Origin of the sequence: Hymenobacter sp. ISL-91 (assembly GCF_018613725.1) — a bacterium.
GTDB lineage: Bacteria > Bacteroidota > Bacteroidia > Cytophagales > Hymenobacteraceae > Hymenobacter.
Map to the genome: position 1 here is coordinate 1 of NZ_JAGGPS010000036.1, position 16,893 is coordinate 16,893.

At 58.6% G+C, this 16,893-nt stretch carries 14 protein-coding genes and 1 tRNA gene; 6 read left to right on the forward strand and 9 right to left on the reverse strand.

Going from position 1 to position 16,893, the window contains the following annotated elements; translation table 11 throughout:
- Positions 1-120: 120 nt before the first annotated feature.
- The gene (locus J7E24_RS13830; RefSeq protein ID WP_215138744.1) at positions 121-609 is read right to left on the reverse strand and encodes a YajQ family cyclic di-GMP-binding protein; all 489 of its coding nucleotides are present in this window, start codon (positions 607-609) and stop codon (positions 121-123) included.
- A 132-nt stretch (positions 610-741) separates the two neighbouring features.
- On the opposite strand from J7E24_RS13830, the gene J7E24_RS13835 reads away from it, so the two are divergent.
- Positions 742-1,185, forward strand: a complete 444-nt coding sequence (locus J7E24_RS13835; RefSeq protein WP_215138745.1) for a GNAT family N-acetyltransferase — start codon at positions 742-744, stop codon at positions 1,183-1,185.
- Positions 1,186-1,293: 108 nt separating this feature from the next.
- Entirely contained in the window at positions 1,294-1,755 is a 462-nt protein-coding gene (locus J7E24_RS13840; protein ID WP_215138746.1) for a PaaI family thioesterase, read from the forward strand.
- Between the two features lie 147 nt (positions 1,756-1,902).
- On the opposite strand, the gene J7E24_RS13845 is transcribed toward J7E24_RS13840, so the two are convergent.
- The 3 genes from J7E24_RS13845 to J7E24_RS13855 all read right to left on the reverse strand — a co-directional run bounded on the left by J7E24_RS13845 (position 1,903) and on the right by J7E24_RS13855 (position 4,570).
- Positions 1,903-2,925 carry an NYN domain-containing protein gene (locus J7E24_RS13845; RefSeq protein WP_215138747.1) on the reverse strand — a complete coding sequence of 341 codons (1,023 nt, stop codon included), beginning with the start codon at positions 2,923-2,925 and terminating at the stop codon, positions 1,903-1,905.
- 588 nt (positions 2,926-3,513) lie between these two features.
- The gene (locus J7E24_RS13850) at positions 3,514-4,254 is read right to left on the reverse strand and encodes a metal-dependent hydrolase (RefSeq protein WP_215138748.1); all 741 of its coding nucleotides are present in this window, start codon (positions 4,252-4,254) and stop codon (positions 3,514-3,516) included.
- 103 nt (positions 4,255-4,357) lie between these two features.
- Positions 4,358-4,570: a hypothetical protein gene (locus J7E24_RS13855; RefSeq protein ID WP_215138749.1), complete on the reverse strand. Its 213-nt coding sequence runs from the start codon at positions 4,568-4,570 to the stop codon at positions 4,358-4,360.
- A gap of 233 nt (positions 4,571-4,803) precedes the next feature.
- Between J7E24_RS13855 and mfd the strand changes: the two genes are divergently transcribed.
- Complete coding sequence (gene mfd, locus J7E24_RS13860) at positions 4,804-8,355, forward strand: transcription-repair coupling factor (protein ID WP_215138750.1); 3,552 nt, start codon at positions 4,804-4,806, stop codon at positions 8,353-8,355.
- Positions 8,356-8,443: 88 nt separating this feature from the next.
- Here the strand turns inward: mfd and J7E24_RS13865 are convergent, their stop codons facing one another.
- Both J7E24_RS13865 and J7E24_RS13870 read right to left on the reverse strand, forming a co-directional pair.
- Positions 8,444-9,751, reverse strand: coding sequence for a hypothetical protein (locus J7E24_RS13865; protein ID WP_215138751.1), 1,308 nt, complete (start codon positions 9,749-9,751; stop codon positions 8,444-8,446).
- Complete coding sequence (locus J7E24_RS13870; RefSeq protein ID WP_215138752.1) at positions 9,741-10,196, reverse strand: hypothetical protein; 456 nt, start codon at positions 10,194-10,196, stop codon at positions 9,741-9,743. The genes J7E24_RS13865 and J7E24_RS13870 overlap by 11 nt, the downstream gene beginning before the upstream one ends.
- Before the next feature lie 512 nt (positions 10,197-10,708).
- Between J7E24_RS13870 and J7E24_RS13875 the strand changes: the two genes are divergently transcribed.
- Positions 10,709-11,377 (forward strand): hypothetical protein, encoded by a 669-nt coding sequence (locus J7E24_RS13875; RefSeq protein ID WP_215138753.1) that lies wholly within the window; start codon positions 10,709-10,711, stop codon positions 11,375-11,377.
- Positions 11,378-11,547: 170 nt separating this feature from the next.
- Here the strand turns inward: J7E24_RS13875 and J7E24_RS13880 are convergent, their stop codons facing one another.
- A complete protein-coding gene (locus tag J7E24_RS13880) occupies positions 11,548-13,032 on the reverse strand; it encodes a nicotinate phosphoribosyltransferase (protein WP_215138754.1) in 1,485 nt (494 codons plus the stop codon).
- A gap of 100 nt (positions 13,033-13,132) precedes the next feature.
- Between J7E24_RS13880 and J7E24_RS13885 the strand changes: the two genes are divergently transcribed.
- Positions 13,133-13,810, forward strand: a complete 678-nt coding sequence (locus J7E24_RS13885; protein WP_215138755.1) for a response regulator — start codon at positions 13,133-13,135, stop codon at positions 13,808-13,810.
- A gap of 208 nt (positions 13,811-14,018) precedes the next feature.
- Here J7E24_RS13885 and J7E24_RS13890 read toward each other — a convergent pair.
- Positions 14,019-14,090: transfer RNA gene (locus tag J7E24_RS13890), tRNA-Arg, on the reverse strand.
- Between the two features lie 101 nt (positions 14,091-14,191).
- Here J7E24_RS13890 and J7E24_RS13895 point away from each other — a divergent pair.
- Positions 14,192-15,358 carry a DUF2652 domain-containing protein gene (locus J7E24_RS13895; protein ID WP_215138756.1) on the forward strand — a complete coding sequence of 389 codons (1,167 nt, stop codon included), beginning with the start codon at positions 14,192-14,194 and terminating at the stop codon, positions 15,356-15,358.
- Positions 15,359-15,542: 184 nt separating this feature from the next.
- Here J7E24_RS13895 and J7E24_RS13900 read toward each other — a convergent pair whose 3' ends face one another.
- Positions 15,543-16,784 (reverse strand): Pycsar system effector family protein, encoded by a 1,242-nt coding sequence (locus tag J7E24_RS13900; protein ID WP_215138757.1) that lies wholly within the window; start codon positions 16,782-16,784, stop codon positions 15,543-15,545.
- Positions 16,785-16,893 lie beyond the last annotated feature (109 nt).

Here is a 16,893-nt window from a genome sequence, read left to right on the forward strand (position 1 = left end):
TTAATTGAGAACAGCTCCTAGTGCGCGCACAGCAAAGGGCCCTACCGCACCACAGGCCGTGGCAACGGCTCGTGCTGGCGCAGTAAGGCCCTCCGGATACTGGCAACTAGGGGTGCCGGCTTACTTCATATTCACAAACTGTAGCGGCTGGCCGATGTCGGCGCTGCGGAGTGCGGCAATGGCGGCCTGTAGCTCGTCAATCTTCTTGGCCGACACCCGCACCTGGTCGTCCTGCATCTGGGCTTCTACTTTCACCTTGGCGTCTTTGATGGCCTTGATGATTTTGCGGCCCGCGTCTTTATCAATGCCGGCGCGCACTTTCACGGCCTTTTTCATCATGGTGCCGCTGGCGTGGGCCTCTTCCGAGAAATCGAGGGCCGTACCATCAATGCCCTGTTTCACGAGGCGGGTAAGCACAATGTCTTCGAGGGCCCGGATGCGCATGTCGTTTTCCGAGGTGAGGGTAATGACGTTCGTTTTCTTGTCGAGCTCAATGCCGCCCTTGGTGTCGCGCAGGTCGTAGCGGGTCTGCAGCTCTTTCTTGGCCGTGTTTACCGCGTTTTCGAGGGTCTGCGGATCAACTTTGCTTACAATATCGAAGGAGGGCATAGGAAGAGGGAAAAGGTGAGGAAAGAGTAGATGTTGCCTTAACGCAGAAACAGACGGCAAAGATAAGGCTGCGCCGTCGGCCGGCCGATGAAGACAGCTTTTGCGCATTATTCCCGTATTTAGGCACCGCTCATGTCCATTCTCACGCCCCACACGCCGGCCCACTGGGCGGCCTACTACCGCCTCCGCTACGAAGTGCTGCGCCAGCCCTGGCAGCAGCCCCCCGGCTCGGAGCGCACCCCCGACGACGACGCCCCCACCACCACCCACGCCCTGCTCTTAGCTCCCGACGACCCCACTCAGGCTCTTGGGGTGGGCCGTCTGCATTCCTCGGCCCCGGGGCAGGGCCAACTGCGGTTTATGGCCGTGGCCCCCACCTGGCAGGGCCGCGGCATAGGCGGGCAGCTGCTGGCGCACCTCGAAGCTGCCGCCCGGCAGCAACACTTCCAGGAGCTAGTGCTTCAGGCCCGCGCCGAAGCCGTGCCGTTTTACGAGCGGGCCGATTACGTAGTAGTGGCCCCTTCGCACCTACTTTTCGGCCGCATCCAGCACTTTCTGATGCGCAAGCGTATTTAGGCGCAAGCAGCAGGCATGCTCAGGAAAGCGCACCACTTGTAGCTTGCGGCTGTGGCAGCTGCTCTGGTCTGCCGCTTCTTTCAATCCGTCCTACCCCGTTTGAATCTCATGGATAGCCTGCCCGACATCAGTGCCCTCATTGCCACGTACAACCAAATCAACCACTACGGCCGCGCCAATGGCATGACGCTGCACGTCGACCAACCGGGCAGCATCCGCTACACCATGCGCGTACTCGACGAGCACCTTTCCTCGCCCAACACCTGCCACGGCGGCGTACTGGCCGGCCTGATGGATGCGGCGCTGGGTGCGGCGGCCCTGTCGCTGGCTTTTACGGCCGGCGAGCTGGTTTCCACGGTCGAGTTCAAGATGAACTACTTTCATCCGGTGTATCTACACGACGAACTGGAGGCCCACGGCAACATCGAGCACGCCGGCCGCACCCTGGTCGTCACCACCGTCACCATCCGCTGCCCCAGCCGCGACAACCTTGTAGTGGCCCGGGGCCTGGGCACCTTCAACCGCTACCCCGCCACCAAGCGCGACTTCAGCAACTTATTGTCCCTTTGAGGTTAGCTGTTAGTTGTTAGCTGAAAAACGAAGAAGGCCCCGCACTCGGTTGAGTGCGGGGCCTTCTATTAGTCGGCTTAGTCGGCGGTGTCGAATTTTCTTACACGAAAGCTATGAGCTAAAAACCTCAGCTAACGGCTCAAAAATCTACAGACGCTCGGGCGAGCTGGCCGATTCGTGCTCCTCGTGCTCGTCGCTGTAGTTATCGTCGTCATCGTCTTCGGCCCCATCCGGAATTTCGGGAGCATCGACTTTGCGCACGTTGCGGGCGCAGTCTTCGTCGCGGTGGTTGCGGCCTACCGTAAACTCCACCCAGTCGCCTTCCTGCAGCTCGTTGAAGTCGCCCTCCGACATATCAGCATAGCTGAAGAACAGGTTGTTGGGGGGCATCACCACGAAGCCGAAACCGTTTTTGAGGTTTTTGATGGTGCTCATACCGATGGTACCAACCGGGCCGGCGGCCGTGGGGCCGGTGGGGCGCACGGGCTTGGTGCTGGGGAAAGCAGCCGGCTCGGGCGTGTTCACAAACAGCGACTCAATCAGGTCGTCGCCATCGGTGAGGCCCTGGTCGATGATTTCGTGCATCTGCACCGGATAGGTAGCCTGATCGAGTAGCTGCTGCGAGGCGCGGGTTACGCGGTTCTCGCCCTTGAAATCGGTGTATTTGAAGTCCCAGTTGAGCAGCATAACGCGCGTGCCCACGGTATTGAGCTTCTTGATGAGGGGTGCGTAATCCGAGTCGCCGGCGATAAGCACCACCACATCGAGGCTCTTGTGGATAGACAGCTCCAGGGCTTCCAGCGAGAGCCACACATCGATGCCCTTTTCCTGCAAACGGCCGTCGCGGGTTTTCAGGGGCATGTAGTGGGTGGCAATACCCATGTTCATGAGGATATCGTCGAGCAGCCGGTCGTGGAACAGACGGTCCTTGTCGCGGGCCTCGGTGGCCGAGAGGCGGCCACGGAAGAAGTGCGAGTCGATGATCTGGCTCAGCCGCACATCCACATCCTCTTCCTCGGCTACCTGATGACGGATAAACTCATGCAGGCCTTCGAGGCTGATACGGGCTTTACGATCGTGCTGGAAGTAGTAGTAATCACTGATTTTCAGGAAATAATTACCGTCATAAAAAATACCAATCCTGATCAGCGGGCTATTCATCTGGTTCATAAAGAAATCTGGTTAAGCGCGAAAAAAGTAAGCGAAACGGTTGTGTATGGGTGAGGGAGCAACTGACCGTCTTCGGAGCCGAAGCCGGTGCAAAGGTACTGCTTGTTGAGGTTACGATATGGTAATAATCCATAGCCGGAGTACAGCTCCGTATTTAACCAGTAGCAGTACAGGGAATGCGACGAACTGCTTAAGCGGGTAATGAACTGACAGTATGCGTGTAAAGTGATACAGACTGTTAGTAAGGCAGCTACTACGAACTTGTTGGCAGACCGTGCTATAGGGTTATTGTTGATTGCCGTGCAATACTAAAGCATAGCCGGCTTTTAAGCCAATCTACAGGATACTAATTTCTTAATATTCATTCGCCGCCTGCAGCTGGCCACCTATTCAACCACCGGATTCTGCCGGTAATTCCTAGTCAAGTACAATTATTATTGATTCTCTGCTTTTCCCGCCGACTGCGTGGTTTTGAGCTCAACTGTATGGAAAGGTACGTTTTAAGGAAATACCGGGCCGGAAAATTCGGCCAACCGCCCTATTTTACGGCCCGAAATGCCGTTGCAGCAAGCCAACCTGCCCGGCCGCTTAAAACTGCAAACGACTTGCGATAAGCGCCAGCACGAGCACGGCGTAGACGGTACAGATGACAACTTCGAGCAGATTGCCGCTCTTGGAGCCGGTGCGGATGAGCGGGATTCCCAGGCTCACATCGGCCAGGGGCATAAACCATTTAACGCCAGCCTTGGTGAGCGAATCGGCCAACAGATGGGATACATAGCCACCGCCCGCGAATAGGGCTATACCGTGCCAGCCCAAGCTTTGGTTGGCTAGGTGCCCGATGTAGGTCCAGGCAGCGGCGGCCCAGAGCGTGTGGGTGTAAGTGCGGTGGCTGGTGAAGGGCGCCAGGGCAATGAAGCAGCCCAGCATACTCAACCACACAAAACCGGTATAGAGGCCCGCCACCACCGTGCACAGCCCGGTAAAGAGCAGGGCCAGCTTGCGGGTGGTTTCGCCCTGCATGGCCGCGCCCACCAGCCCGAAGGCCAGGGCCACCGTGAAGGCCAGCCGCCGGTTGGGGCCGGGCACCAGCTGCCATTGGGCGTAGGCCGCCACCACAGCCGCCACCGCTATAAAGGCCCACCGCACGTAGTTCTGGGCGAAACCGAGGCGCTTGCTCAGGCGCGAGGCGGGGTGGTCGAGGTCGGGGGCCAGGGCCGAGAAGCCAGCCAGAGCAATACCGGCCGGCGAGAACGGTATGCCCGGCACGAGGCCCGCAACGGCCACGCCGGTAATGAGGCCAATGGCCAAATGAGAAGAACCGCGCAATTTTGATGATTTAAAGAATCAGGATACACAAAAGAACGTCATGCTGAACGAAGGCGCAGCCACAGCCGAAGCATGACGTTCTTTTGCCAACTCCTAATCTCCCTTAAAAGCTACCACCGCTGCCTTTTAGGCCGTTGTGCATATCCTGCACCTGGTTTTCGAGGTGGGTGAGGCACTGGCGAAAGGCGTCTTCTGCATCAGACTGCTCCTGCGCGGGCAGGGGACCATCCTGCCGCACATGCTCGCAGATAAGCCGCAGCTGCTGCACGATGCCGTTCCATTCTTCCTGATCCTGCGGTGGTTGCTTGTCTGCCATAGCTTTACGTGCGGGGTTGTGCCCCAGTGCCGCGTGAAGAGGGAAGGTACGACGGGAACCGGCAAAAGCTGCGGAAACTTTCCGGGGCCGGCGGTGGTATTGACTAGCGCGCGAGCCGCGCCGTGTGCCCGTACTGCCCGACCGGTTTTGCTCCCGGCCGGGCTTCTACCGTTGCCGGCTGCGCTATTTTAGCCGCGCCGTTATTCTGATTTTCGCTTTAGCCGCTCCGCCCTTTGCAGGTTTCCGACTTCCTCAAGCTCTACCTCCTCGACCCCACCGTACTCACCGTGGGCGCCCGCCTCAACCCGACCACCCGCCGCTCGCTCGGCAAGGCCGCCAACGAGGACGAGGCCCCCGCCCGCCTGCACTTGCGCGGCCTGGTAGGCTCGCAGGATGCCGTGCTGGCCGCCGCGCTGCACCACAACTACCCCCAGCAGCCCCAGCTCTTCATCCTCCACGACCGCGAGGAGGCTGCCTACTTCCTGGCCGACCTCCAGCACCTGCTGCCCGACGAGGAGCCCCTGCTATTCCCCAGCTCCTACAAGCGCCCCTACGCCTTCGACGAGACGGAAAACGCCAACGTGCTCATGCGGGCCGAGGTGCTGAACCGGCTGAACTCGCGGACGTCGGGGCCTCACCCCCCAACCCCCTCTCCGGGGGGAGAGGGGGAGCCAAGCGACAAAAAGCCAGTGGCTACAACGGGTCGTCAGGCTCCCCCCTCTCCCCCCGGAGAGGGGGGCCGGGGGGGTGAGGCCCCTGGCGCCCTCATCGTCACCTACCCGGAGGCCCTGTTCGAAAAGGTGATCAACAAGAAAAGCCTGGTGGCCAACACGTTTATCGTGAAGGTGGGCGACCGGCTCGATGTGAACTTCATCAGCGAGATGCTGGCCGAGTACGACTTTGAGCGGAGCGACTTCGTGTACGAGGCCGGCCAGTTCGCGGTGCGCGGGGGTATCGTGGACATCTTCAGCTACGCCAACGAGTTGCCCTACCGCATCGAGCTGTTCGGCGATGAGGTAGAGACGATTCGCACGTTTGACCCCGAGAGCCAGCTGTCGGTGGAGAAGCGGCCCCAGGTGAGCATTATCCCGAACGTGCAGACCAAGCTGTTGCAGGAGACGCGGGAGGCGTTTCTGGACTTTATTCCGGGCGATACGGCCATTTGGGCCAAGGACCTGCGCCAGACGCTGGACGTGGTAACCGAGTCGTTTGAGTGGGCCGAGGCCAACTTCCAGCAGCTGCTGGCCGGGGCCGCGGGCATGCAGATTGTGAGCAAGCCGGAGGACCTGTTTGAGTCGGGCAAGAGCTTTAAGAAGCTGCTGGAGGGCTTTGCCATTGCCGAGTTCGGCAAGCGGTTCTACTTTAAGAATGCCGAGGCGTTCCAGTTCACGGCCCGGCCCCAGCCCAGCTTCAACAAAGACTTCGGGCGGCTGGTGAAGAACCTGCACGAAAACCAGCTCAACGGCTACACCAACATCATTGCCGCCGAATCGGTCAGGCAGGCCGACCGGCTGCGCACGATTTTCGATGAGCTCGACAACAACGTGCAATTCCAGCATCTGCTGCTGGGGTTGCGCGAGGGCTACATTGATGAGACGCTGCAACTGCTCGTGTACACCGACCACCAGCTGTTCGAGCGGTTCTATAGGGCCCAGGAGGGCCGCAAGTTCTCCAAGAAAAAGGCCCTCACGCTCAAGGAGCTCCGCACCCTGGTGCCCGGCGACTACGTGACCCACCAGGACTACGGCATTGCCCGGTTTGCGGGCCTGACGCAGGTCGAAATCAACGACCGGATGCAGGAAGCCATCCGGCTGATTTACCGCGACGACGACGTGCTGACCGTGAGCATTCACGCTTTGCACAAGATTGCCAAGTACAGCGGGGCCGAGGGCACGCCGCCCACCATGAGCAAGCTGGGCTCGCCGGAGTGGGAAAACAAGAAAAAGGCCGTCAAGAAGAAGGTGAAGGACATTGCCGCCGAGCTGATCCGGCTGTACGCCAAGCGCAAAACCGCGCCCGGCCACGCCTTCGCCCGCGACTCGTTTATGCAGGCCGAGCTCGAATCGAGCTTCATTTACGAAGACACGCCCGACCAGGGCAAGGCCACCGAAGACGTGAAGCACGACATGGAGCAGCCCCACCCCATGGACCGGCTGATCTGCGGCGACGTGGGCTTCGGCAAGACGGAAATAGCCATCCGGGCCGCGTTTAAGTCGGTGGCCGATGGCAAGCAGGTGGCCGTGCTCGTGCCCACCACCATTCTGGCCATGCAGCACTACAAAACGTTTCGGGAGCGGCTGGCCAACCTGCCCGTGACGGTGGAGTACGTCAACCGCTTCAAATCAACCAAGCAGATAAAGGAGACGCTGGGCCGGGTGGCCGAGGGCAAAACCGACATCCTCATTGGCACCCACCGCCTCACCAACAAAGACATCAAGTTCAAGGACCTGGGCCTGCTCGTGATTGATGAGGAGCAGAAGTTCGGCGTGAAAACCAAGGACAAGCTCAAGGAGCTGAAGGTGAACGTCGACACGCTCACGCTCTCGGCCACGCCCATTCCGCGCACCCTGCACTTCTCGCTGATGGGTGCCCGCGACCTGAGCGTGATTGCCACGCCGCCGCCCAACCGCCAGCCGGTGCAAACCGAGCTGCACGTGTTCGACGAGCTGCTGATTCGCGACGCCGTGGCCCGCGAAATCAAGCGCGGCGGGCAGGTGTTTTTCGTGCACAACCGCGTGAAGGACATCGAGGAGCTGGCCGGCATGATTGTGCGCCTCGTGCCCGACGCCCGCGTGACCTACATCCACGGGCAGATGGAGGGCGACAAGCTCGAAAAGCGCATGATGAAGTTCGTGGACGGCGACTACGACGTGCTGGTGAGCACCAACCTCATCGAAAGCGGCCTCGACATTCCCAACGCCAACACCATCATCATCAACCGCGCCCACCTGTTTGGCCTGAGCGATTTGCACCAGATGCGGGGCCGCGTGGGCCGCTCCAACAAAAAGGCCTACTGCTACCTGCTCACGCCCCCGGTGGCCGGTTTGCCCTCCGATGCCCGCAAGCGCCTGAGCACGCTCGAAGAATTCTCCGACCTCGGCGACGGCTTCAAAGTGGCCATGCGCGACCTCGACATCCGGGGCGCGGGCAACCTGCTGGGCGGCGAGCAGTCGGGCTTTATCAACGATTTGGGCTTCGAAACCTACCACCAGATTCTGGATGAGGCCGTGACCGAGCTCAAGGAAACCGAGTTCCGCGACCTGTTCCTCGGCGACCCCACCCAGCGCCTGCAGGAAGCCGCCAAAACGGCCGGCGTGCAGCAGTGCAACATCGAAACCGACCTGCAGGTGCTCATCCCCGACGCCTACGTGAGCAACGTGTCGGAGCGCCTGCAGCTGTACAGCAAAATGGACCGCGCCAAGGGCCCCGAGCAGCTGCACAAGCTGCTGGCCGGCATGACCGACCGCTTCGGCCCGCTGCCGCCCGAAGTGGAGCAGCTGGCCGACATCGTGCGCCTGCGCTGGCAGGGCCGCCACGCCGGCTTCGAGCGCCTGAGCTACAAGAAAAACGTGCTCAAGGGCTACATCCCGGCCGAAAACAACGAGGCCTACTTCCAGGGCGACACCTTCGGCAACATCCTCTCCTACGTGCAGACCCACCCCAACTCGTCCAGCATGAAGGAGCGCAAGCAGCAGCTCGTCTTCAGCATCAGCAACGTGCCCAGCGTGGCCGCCGCCAAGCGCGTGCTCAGCGAGCTAGGCAGCGAGGAGCCGGTGGGGGTGTAGAAATTACCTTTTTTGCATGACTATGCGTATTATCAGATACTAAAATAAAAACCCCCTCTTGATAATTTATCAAGAGGGGGTTTTTATTTTATTGAGAAAGATCAAAATCTATTTCCAGTTTTTTTAGAAATCCTTTTTTTCTAATCCCAATTGCCGATACTTTAATAAATTTATGAGCGTATAGGCTTTCTGTATATTTCGTTTCCTCCAGAACGTCAGAGCCAGATATTGACACTTTAACCCTAGCCGCATTTCCATCTTCAAACATTACTGTACCAGCCCCTTTCCTAGTTTCAGTATTGAGATTATGTATATATATATTATAAATTTGATGTTCATCATCAGCAACGGTATCGTCAGATTCCTCCTCTTGCTCTAAATGATCTATTATTTTTGCAGTATCCATTAACTCACTTTTATTATCTTTCGTAACGTAACCTATAAGTTGCCCGCCATCACCATTTTCTTCTATGGATATAAATTCAATTGAGTCATAATTTTTACCCACAGATTCAGAAGCTTTTAGAATATCATTCAAAGCGGAATGTATTGACGATTTCAACGATTCAAAAAGCTCTTCATCCTCAATTGCTTTTCCAAGTTTTGAATATAAAGCCTTAGCAGAATCACATAACTTTCTAAAATTTCCACCGGGCTCTTGGACAGAGTAAACGTCATTCACTTCTTCAGGAAGATATTTAACAATATATTCTATCAAATCATTTTGGAATACAGAAAACAAGCCTTCTCTAAAGAATAAATCTTTACTCTTAGCATTAGACGCATCAACGCTTACCTCAAAATTGAGCTGGAAGCTACCCTCAGTATCTGCAAATTGAAATATCTCTGTAGTCAAACCTAAATTAGGCAATGATTCTATAGTATTTGAAAATACATCAACAACAGCACTTTGAATATTTAGCAAATCTTTTGTTAGTGCATGATGAGCATCTGCAATACCACCTTTTAAAGTAATCTTATACGATGATGATGAAGATTTTCTTTTACCAGGATAATAGCTCTTTCTATGCGGCTTGTACTGACTAGGTATATCATCTGCATTGACAGAAAATATATCACTAACAGTCAGTGAAATTAAATCTTTCTTAACAATAAAAGCGTTTTTAGATATTTCAAATATATCCCTATAACTTCTCCTTTTAGATATAAAATCTAAATAATCAATATTTTTAACAATAAAGTGTATATAGTACAGGACAGTAAGATCATCTTCGTCTTCTTCCAAAAATGAACCTATAATCCAAGACCCATATTGATTTCTCCCTACATAAAGTACAGGGTATTCATCAGAAATCAACAACTCATAATCAGTCTCAATGATTGAAAAATCAGGAGCTAATACGTTTTTTTCAGTTTGTATTTTATTAATCAGCATCGTCTTCGAGTTCAATTTTTACAACAGATACTGATTCGAGCTTTTCAACACTAAAGACGTCACATTTAAGCAAATCGTGATGGCTGTCATGGTCATCATTTGGAGTGTGATTCACAACGCCATTTTCACTCCCTGTTTTAAATCGGCAGATGTACATCTTGCTCTGAGGACTAAACATGAGCCTCTGCCTAAATACGGTTATAATTTCCTCTTCATCATATCCATCAGCTTTGTTCATTGAAACACCTTTCCACCCACAGGTATCTGCACAGCCCTTAGCCTCAATTTCTTTCCCCTGCTTCTTGTAACGCTCCCAATGAGACATAAAGTCCCGTTCCTTTGGTTGATTCCCACCTACTGTACGCAAGAAAGTGGATTCCGTATCTGTACCAACCCCATCAACACAGTTGCACTCAGTTCCTTCATGTAATACTTCAAATGTCATATATCAATCGTTTAGTTTTTTAAGGGGAGGCAAATCTATACATACTTATGAGATTGTGCCTCAATTACTGTACTTCCTCTTAAAGTGTTAGACAATACGTAGTGGTGCTGAGGGCAAGTTCAGCTTATATCGTAGTCTAATGCTGCCTCAATAACCGTGGCTAGGAGGTTCTGGCACGGCCTCTCGTGAAGGCAGTACACACAAGCGCGCGGCGCATTAAGCCTACAACGCGGCCGAACGAATCCGTAAAGTGGACAATTGAACCTATAACACGGCTATTCAAACCTGTAGCGCGGCCGCTCAAACCCATAACGCGGCCGAATGAACCTATAACGTGGCGAGTTGAACCCGTAACGCGGCCGTTGAAGTCGTTGCGGGGCGGTGTGGGGTCGTCGCGGGCGCCGGTGGGCCTGTCGCGGGGTGGCGGCTGAAATATCCTTGGGCTTCGCTGGCGCATAGTGTGGCGGTAGTTTCTATATTACGTCTCTAAATTCCCTAACCCTCATTCCCTTATGAACGATACCCAACGGGCGAAGCTGGCCATGCTGCAAGCCACCCTGGCCGTGCTCGACCAGCACGCCGCCCTCTACGCCACCAACCAGGCCCTCGGCAAAGCCCACGACGAGCTGGCCGCCCTCGTCGCGGCCCTCGACCCCACCGCCGACCGCCAGCGCAACGCCGTGACGCCCGCCCAGCCCGGCGCCGTGAAAAAGCAAACCAAGCAGCTGCTGGCCCAGCGCGCCGCCGATGTCGCCGCCGCCCTGCTGGCCCTGGCCGACGAGCAGGACGACATCGGCCTGCACACCGACGCCGACTACACCGAAAAGCAGCTCCAGCGCCAACCCGACAACGACCTGCTGCGCATCGGGGCCAACCTGCACCGGCGCGCCACCGAGCACGCCCAGCCCCTGGCCCGGCAAAACGTAACGCCCCAGGAGCTCCAGGACCTGCAAGCCGCCCTCAACGCCTTCCGCCAGGAGCTGACCACGCCCCGCACCGCCGTGGCCACCGGCAAGGCCCTCAAGCAGCAAATCGGCGCCGACCTGCGCCAGGCCAACAACCTGCTCCGCAACCGCCTCGATAAGTACCTACTGCGCTACCAGCGCCCCCAGCCCGCCTTCTACGCCGCCTACCAGTCGGCCCGCCAAACCATCAACACCGCCGCCCGCAGTGAGAAATGATTTGGAGATTTGGTGACTTGGTGAACCGGAAAGTAAAGGACCTGTCATCCTGAGCGAAGCGAAGGACCTTATCACGCTTGAACGACCGTAACAACGATTCGTACTGGCGTGATAAGGTCCTTCGCTTCGCTCAGGATGACAGAACGGTTCACCAAATCACCAAGTCGCCCCTACTCCAACCCGCGCTTTTCCAGAATCAGGCGGTTGCGGTAGTCGTAGAGGGTTTCTTCGAGGCCCACGGGGTAGGTGTGGGGATTGAGGAAGCGGCGGATGCTGGGGTCGAGGGCCAGCACTTCGCGGTGGGCGCGGGCGCGGCTCTCGGCCAGCGGGGGCAGCGGCTGCAGCAGCCGGCCGCGCCGAAACACGGGCTCCAGCAGCTCGCGGTAGGGCGTTTCGGGGCGCACGGTGCGGCGGCGGGTGGCATCGAGCGGGTCGACGATAACCAGCGGGGCCGTGGGTGGCGGCGTGGCCGTGTTGTAGAGCATGTCGGCGCGGGGCTGGCCCTTGTCGGTTTCGTAGCGGCGCACCTGCAAAATGCCGGGGATGCTGGTTTTGGCCAGCTGCTCGCTGAGCTTGATGGTGAAGTCCCAGCCCGAATCGTCGGGCTTGCGCAACGCGGCCAGCTTGTACACCCCTCCCAGCGCCGGCTGGTTGTAGGCCGTTACCAGCTGCGTGCCGATGCCCCAGGTGTCGATTTTAGCGCCCTGCAGCTTGAGGCTGGTAATCAGGTTTTCCTCCAGGTCGTTGCTGGCCACGATGCGCACGTCGGGGAAGCCGGCCTCATTCAGCAGCTCCCGGGCCTCGCGGCTCAGGTAAGCCAAATCGCCCGAGTCGAGGCGGATGCCGCCCAGCTCGTGCCCCTCGGCCCGCATGGCCCGCGCCACCTTGATGGCCTTGCGCACGCCCTCCAGCGTGTCGTAGGTGTCCACCAGAAACACCGAGTCGTCGGGGAAGGCCTTGGCGTAGGCGGCAAAGGCCGTTTCTTCGTCCTCGAAGGCCATTACCCAGCTGTGGGCGTGGGTGCCCTTGACGGGAATGCCGAACCGCTGGCCCGCCAGCACGTTGCTGGTGGCATCCACCCCGCCCAGGTAGGCGGCGCGGCTGGCCGACAGGCCGCCATCGGGGCCCTGCGCGCGGCGCAACCCGAATTCCAGCACCATATCGGCGCCGGCGGCCTCGCGGATGCGGGCGGCCTTGGTGGCAATCAGGGTCTGGAAGTTGACGAGCGTGAGCAGGGCCGTTTCAATCAGCTGGGCCTGCAGCAGCGGCCCCTGCACCCGAATCAGCGGCTCGTTGGCGAAGGCCACGGTGCCCTCGGGCATGGCGTCCACGTCGCAGCTGAACTCCAGCGTGCGCAGGTACTCCAGAAACTCCTGCGGGAATAGCGGCGTGCCCTTGGCGCCTTTCAGACCGGCTAAATACGTCAGGTCGTCTTCCGAGAAAGCCAGGCTTTCGAGGAAATCGGCCACGTAGGCCAGGCCCGCGGCCACGGCGTAGCCCCCCTGAAACGGCGGGCGGCGGAAGTAGAGGTGGAATACGGCTTCGCGGTCCTGCAGGCCCTGCTGCCAGTAGCCATAGGCCATCGTAACCTGGTACAAGTCGGTGAGCAGGCTGAGCGAGGGCGCGTAGAGGCCCGAGAGGGGAGCTGGGTTCATAGAAGCACGGCGGTTGGTCGGGCAAGCTTACGCAGATAATTTAATTTGGACGCGACTGGCGCCTATTTCGTAGTATAGCCGTCCTTCTTCCCTTCCCATTATGATCCGAATTATTCTAGCCGACGACCACACTATCCTGCGCGACGGCATCAGCGCGCTGCTGGCCCGCGAGCCTAATATGCAGGTGGTGGGCGAAGCTGCCAACGGCCAGGCCCTGCTGGAGCTGCTGGCCCACACGCCCGCCGATTTGGTGCTGCTCGACATCAATATGCCCATACTCGATGGCTTTGAGGTGATGCCGCGGCTGCGCGAGCAATTTCCTGAGGTACGGGTACTGATACTCTCCATCCTCGACCACGAAAACTACGTGCACCGCATCCTGGAGGCCGGGGCCCTGGGCTACGTGCTTAAGAATGCCGACAGCACCGAAATTGCCTTCGCCATCCGCACCGTGGCCGCCGACCGCCCCTTTTTGTGCACCGAAATCGGGCTGAACCTGCTGCGCCGCCTCGTGGAGCGCACCCCCGCCCCTGCCCTGCCCAACGGCTACCGGCTGGCCCCACCGCCCACCGTCACAAGCCACGCCGAGCTATCGGGCCGCGAGCTGGAAGTGCTGCAGCTCATTGCCGAGGGCCTCACCAACCAGGAAATTGCCGACACGCTCTTTACCAGCAAGCGCACCATCGAAACCCACCGCCAGAACATCATCGAGAAAACCCAGACCAAAAACACCGCCGCCCTCATCCGCCACGCCATGAGCACGGGGCTGATTGGGTGAGCGAACTGCTGCTAAGCAGAACGGTGTAGGGGCGGGACTTGCCCCTGCCCGTCGTTGAACGATTATCGTTGAACGGTGCCGTTGAAACGGTTATCGTTGAACGGTGCGAACGGCGGGCGGGGACAAGCCCCGCCCCTACACCGTAGCCAATAACACTGATCCAAACGCAAAAAAACCGTGCCTGCAGACTGCAAACACGGTTTAGTTGTAGCCGCGACGGGAATCGAACCCATATCAAGCGTTTAGGAAACGCTCGTTTTATCCATTAAACTACGCAGCCAAGCGCTCCGGCCCCAAAGGTACGCCGAAAGCACAGGCGGGCCAAATGGCGCGTATCTTCGGTGCCCTGCGCTGCGCAGGTGCTTTTATTCCGACTACACTATGGGCGTACTGGAAGACTTACGGGCCAGAAGGCGGCGAATTGGCACCGTGGCCACCTCGGCCTTCGACGGGCAGCAGCCGGCCCTGTTGTTCATTCCCGATATCAGCGGCTTCACGCGCTTTATCGAGCAGTCGGGCAGCCCACAGGCCCCGTTTCTGGTGGCCGACCTGCTCGAAATCCTTATTGAAGCCAACACCCTGGAGCTGGAAGTAAACGAGATTCAGGGCGACGCCGTGCTGTTTTACCGACTCGGCCCGCCGCCTTCGGCCCGCGAACTGGTGCAGCAGTGCCGCCGCATCTACCTCGATTTCCAGAACTACCTGCTGCTGGTAGAACAGGATACCGACTCGGACCTGGCCGCCGCGCTGCGCGAAATGGTGCTCACGCTTAAAATTGTGGTGCATTACGGCCGCGTGAGCGTGGCCCGCATCCGGCACCACACCAAGCTAATGGGCCACGATGTGATTGTGGTGCACCGGCTGCTGAAGAACGACATTTCCGGTGCCGAGTACATTTTACTCACGGAGGGCTACACCAGCACCCAGCCTCCCACCGACCTGGCCCGCGCCTTTGCCTGGACGCGCCTGCTACCCGGCTCCAGCCACTACGATTACCTGGGCCATGTGCCTTACCGCTACGCCTACCTCTCGCCGCTACGGCTGCTGCTGAATGCCCCCTCGCTACCCGGCTCCCCAACCACCGACGAGCCGATGCCCGGCCACAGCGGCCGCCTGAAGGTGCGCCGGGCGCTACCGGTGCCGGCCGAGTATGCGCTGCGGGTGGTGGGGGCGTTGCGCCTGCGCCACTGCTGGCTGGCCGGGGCCACCGCCAGCCGCTTCGATGTGAGCAAGGCCGGCCGGCTGGGCACGAGCTACAAGGTGGCCCTGCTCAATGGCCAGATTGATTTCCAGACCGTGCAGATCCTGCGCGACGACGATGGGCGCTACACGTACGTGGAGAAGATTTCGCACTTCCGCCTCTTCCCCAACGCCCTGCTTTTCTTTCACCTCGAACCCGTAACCGACGCCTCCTGCCTGCTCACGCTGGAGCTGCGCTACGGCCACATTGCCAGCAGCTCGCGCCTCATCCGGTTTGGGCAGCTGCGCCGGCTGCACCGCCTGCTGGGCCAGTCGGTGCGGGGGCTGGCCCGCCTGGTGGGGGGTTAGGCAAGTCAAGGGTGAACAGGCAGGCACCTACTCGTAAGCAGTTGTATATAAACGACGTAGGGGGGGCTTGTCCCCGCCCGCCGCTGGGACGGTAACAATGGAAATCGTTCAACGGCGGGCGGGCCCCGCCCCTACGTCGTTTATGTAGCCCTTCTGCTTGCGTGGCCTTGCTGTTGGCGCTACGCTACATCTTGTACAGCAGCGCGATACCGAACGAAAGGGCCGTCAGAATCAGGCCCACCATAAACACCGTGTAGCTCAGGCGCAGCAGGCGGTACTTGCGCGTCAGCACGTCGCCGAGGTAGTACACGTCGGTTATCATGTTGGTATACACCGACTCGCCGTTCTTCATCAGCTCGTGCATGCCGCCCTGGAAGTCGTCGAGGCTAAGCTTGCTGAAGTTGCCGAAGAACAGCAGGTTCACGCGGCGGTTGGTGGCAATCTGGGGGCTGCGCTTCAGCCATTTGAAGCTCGTGACGTCGGGCTGGGCGCACAGGATGGCGGTGATGACCGAACCCAGCGCCGTGGCCAGCAGAATACCCATGGGCACGGCAATAATGGGGTTCTGGATAACGGTCATATCGGTAAGCGCGGCCGAGGTGCCCCCCAGCTTGGCTCCGAAGTAGGTAATGATGAGCGACATGAGCACGGCGTTAAGCGAAATCATCATGCTCGCCTTCTTATCGGCCATATCCGACAGCTTCATGTGGTTGCTGTACATAGTCCGGAACATGGTTTCGATACCCCGCTTGGGCTCGGCGAAGGTGCCGTCGGCTTCTTCTTCCTTCTTCTTGCGCTTTTTTTCGGTTTTCTTGAGGGCCTTGCGCTGCGCCTGAATGTTTTCCTTGAGCTGCTCCTCGTAACGTTTTTTGCCCTCCGAAGAGTGAAAACGGGCGTTGGTCAGGAAGTCGAGCTGGCTCTCGGCCCAGTCGGTGTTGCTGAACGTGCGGCCCAGCGCGGCTTCCCACTCGGCCCGCAGCAGCTCCCCGTTGGCAAAGAAATCTTCGCGGCCCAGCCCGCTCATGTCGGCATCTACGAGCAGCTTCTCCAGCGGCGCCCGGCGCTCGGCCTCGCGGTGCGTAGCCTTTATAAGGCTTTGTACCAGCGCCACCCGCTCGGGCGGGTAATGCTGGCCGGCCAGCCACTCGCCCGCCAGCTCGGCGCTCCGAAACTCGTGGCCGTCGTAGGTATCAATGTAGCCCACATCATGAAACCAGGCGGCCAGCAGCAGCGCTTCCTGGTCGGAGGCCTCCAGGCCGGCGGCCTCGCCCAGCGCTTTGGCCTCTTTCACTACCTGAACCGTGTGCCGGGGCGAGTGGTACACAAGCTTGGCCGGCAGTTTTTCTTCGAACAGGGCCAGCACGTGGGCCTTGGCATTCTTGATGATTTCGGCCTTGGCCGGAGACGGGGTAAGAGCAGTTTCCATTGGGAAGAGCAGGGGCACGGGGGTGTAAACGGGGGCCGATGGGGCTTACAACGCTATTCGGGCCCGCGAAGTTGGCGCACCCGCCCCAACCGTGCTTCCGCGAATTGCG

Coding starts and splice junctions, on each gene's coding strand:
- J7E24_RS13880 (WP_215138754.1), bottom strand. CDS start 13,032: ATGAACCCAGCTCCCCTCTCGGGCCTCTACGCGCCCTCGCTCAGCCTG.
- J7E24_RS13855 (WP_215138749.1), bottom strand. CDS start 4,570: ATGGCAGACAAGCAACCACCGCAGGATCAGGAAGAATGGAACGGCATC.
- J7E24_RS13900 (WP_215138757.1), bottom strand. CDS start 16,784: ATGGAAACTGCTCTTACCCCGTCTCCGGCCAAGGCCGAAATCATCAAG.
- J7E24_RS13830 (WP_215138744.1), bottom strand. CDS start 609: ATGCCCTCCTTCGATATTGTAAGCAAAGTTGATCCGCAGACCCTCGAA.
- J7E24_RS13840 (WP_215138746.1), top strand. CDS start 1,294: ATGGATAGCCTGCCCGACATCAGTGCCCTCATTGCCACGTACAACCAA.
- J7E24_RS13845 (WP_215138747.1), bottom strand. CDS start 2,925: ATGAACCAGATGAATAGCCCGCTGATCAGGATTGGTATTTTTTATGAC.
- J7E24_RS13885 (WP_215138755.1), top strand. CDS start 13,133: ATGATCCGAATTATTCTAGCCGACGACCACACTATCCTGCGCGACGGC.
- J7E24_RS13895 (WP_215138756.1), top strand. CDS start 14,192: ATGGGCGTACTGGAAGACTTACGGGCCAGAAGGCGGCGAATTGGCACC.
- J7E24_RS13835 (WP_215138745.1), top strand. CDS start 742: ATGTCCATTCTCACGCCCCACACGCCGGCCCACTGGGCGGCCTACTAC.
- J7E24_RS13865 (WP_215138751.1), bottom strand. CDS start 9,751: ATGCTGATTAATAAAATACAAACTGAAAAAAACGTATTAGCTCCTGAT.
- J7E24_RS13875 (WP_215138753.1), top strand. CDS start 10,709: ATGAACGATACCCAACGGGCGAAGCTGGCCATGCTGCAAGCCACCCTG.
- J7E24_RS13870 (WP_215138752.1), bottom strand. CDS start 10,196: ATGACATTTGAAGTATTACATGAAGGAACTGAGTGCAACTGTGTTGAT.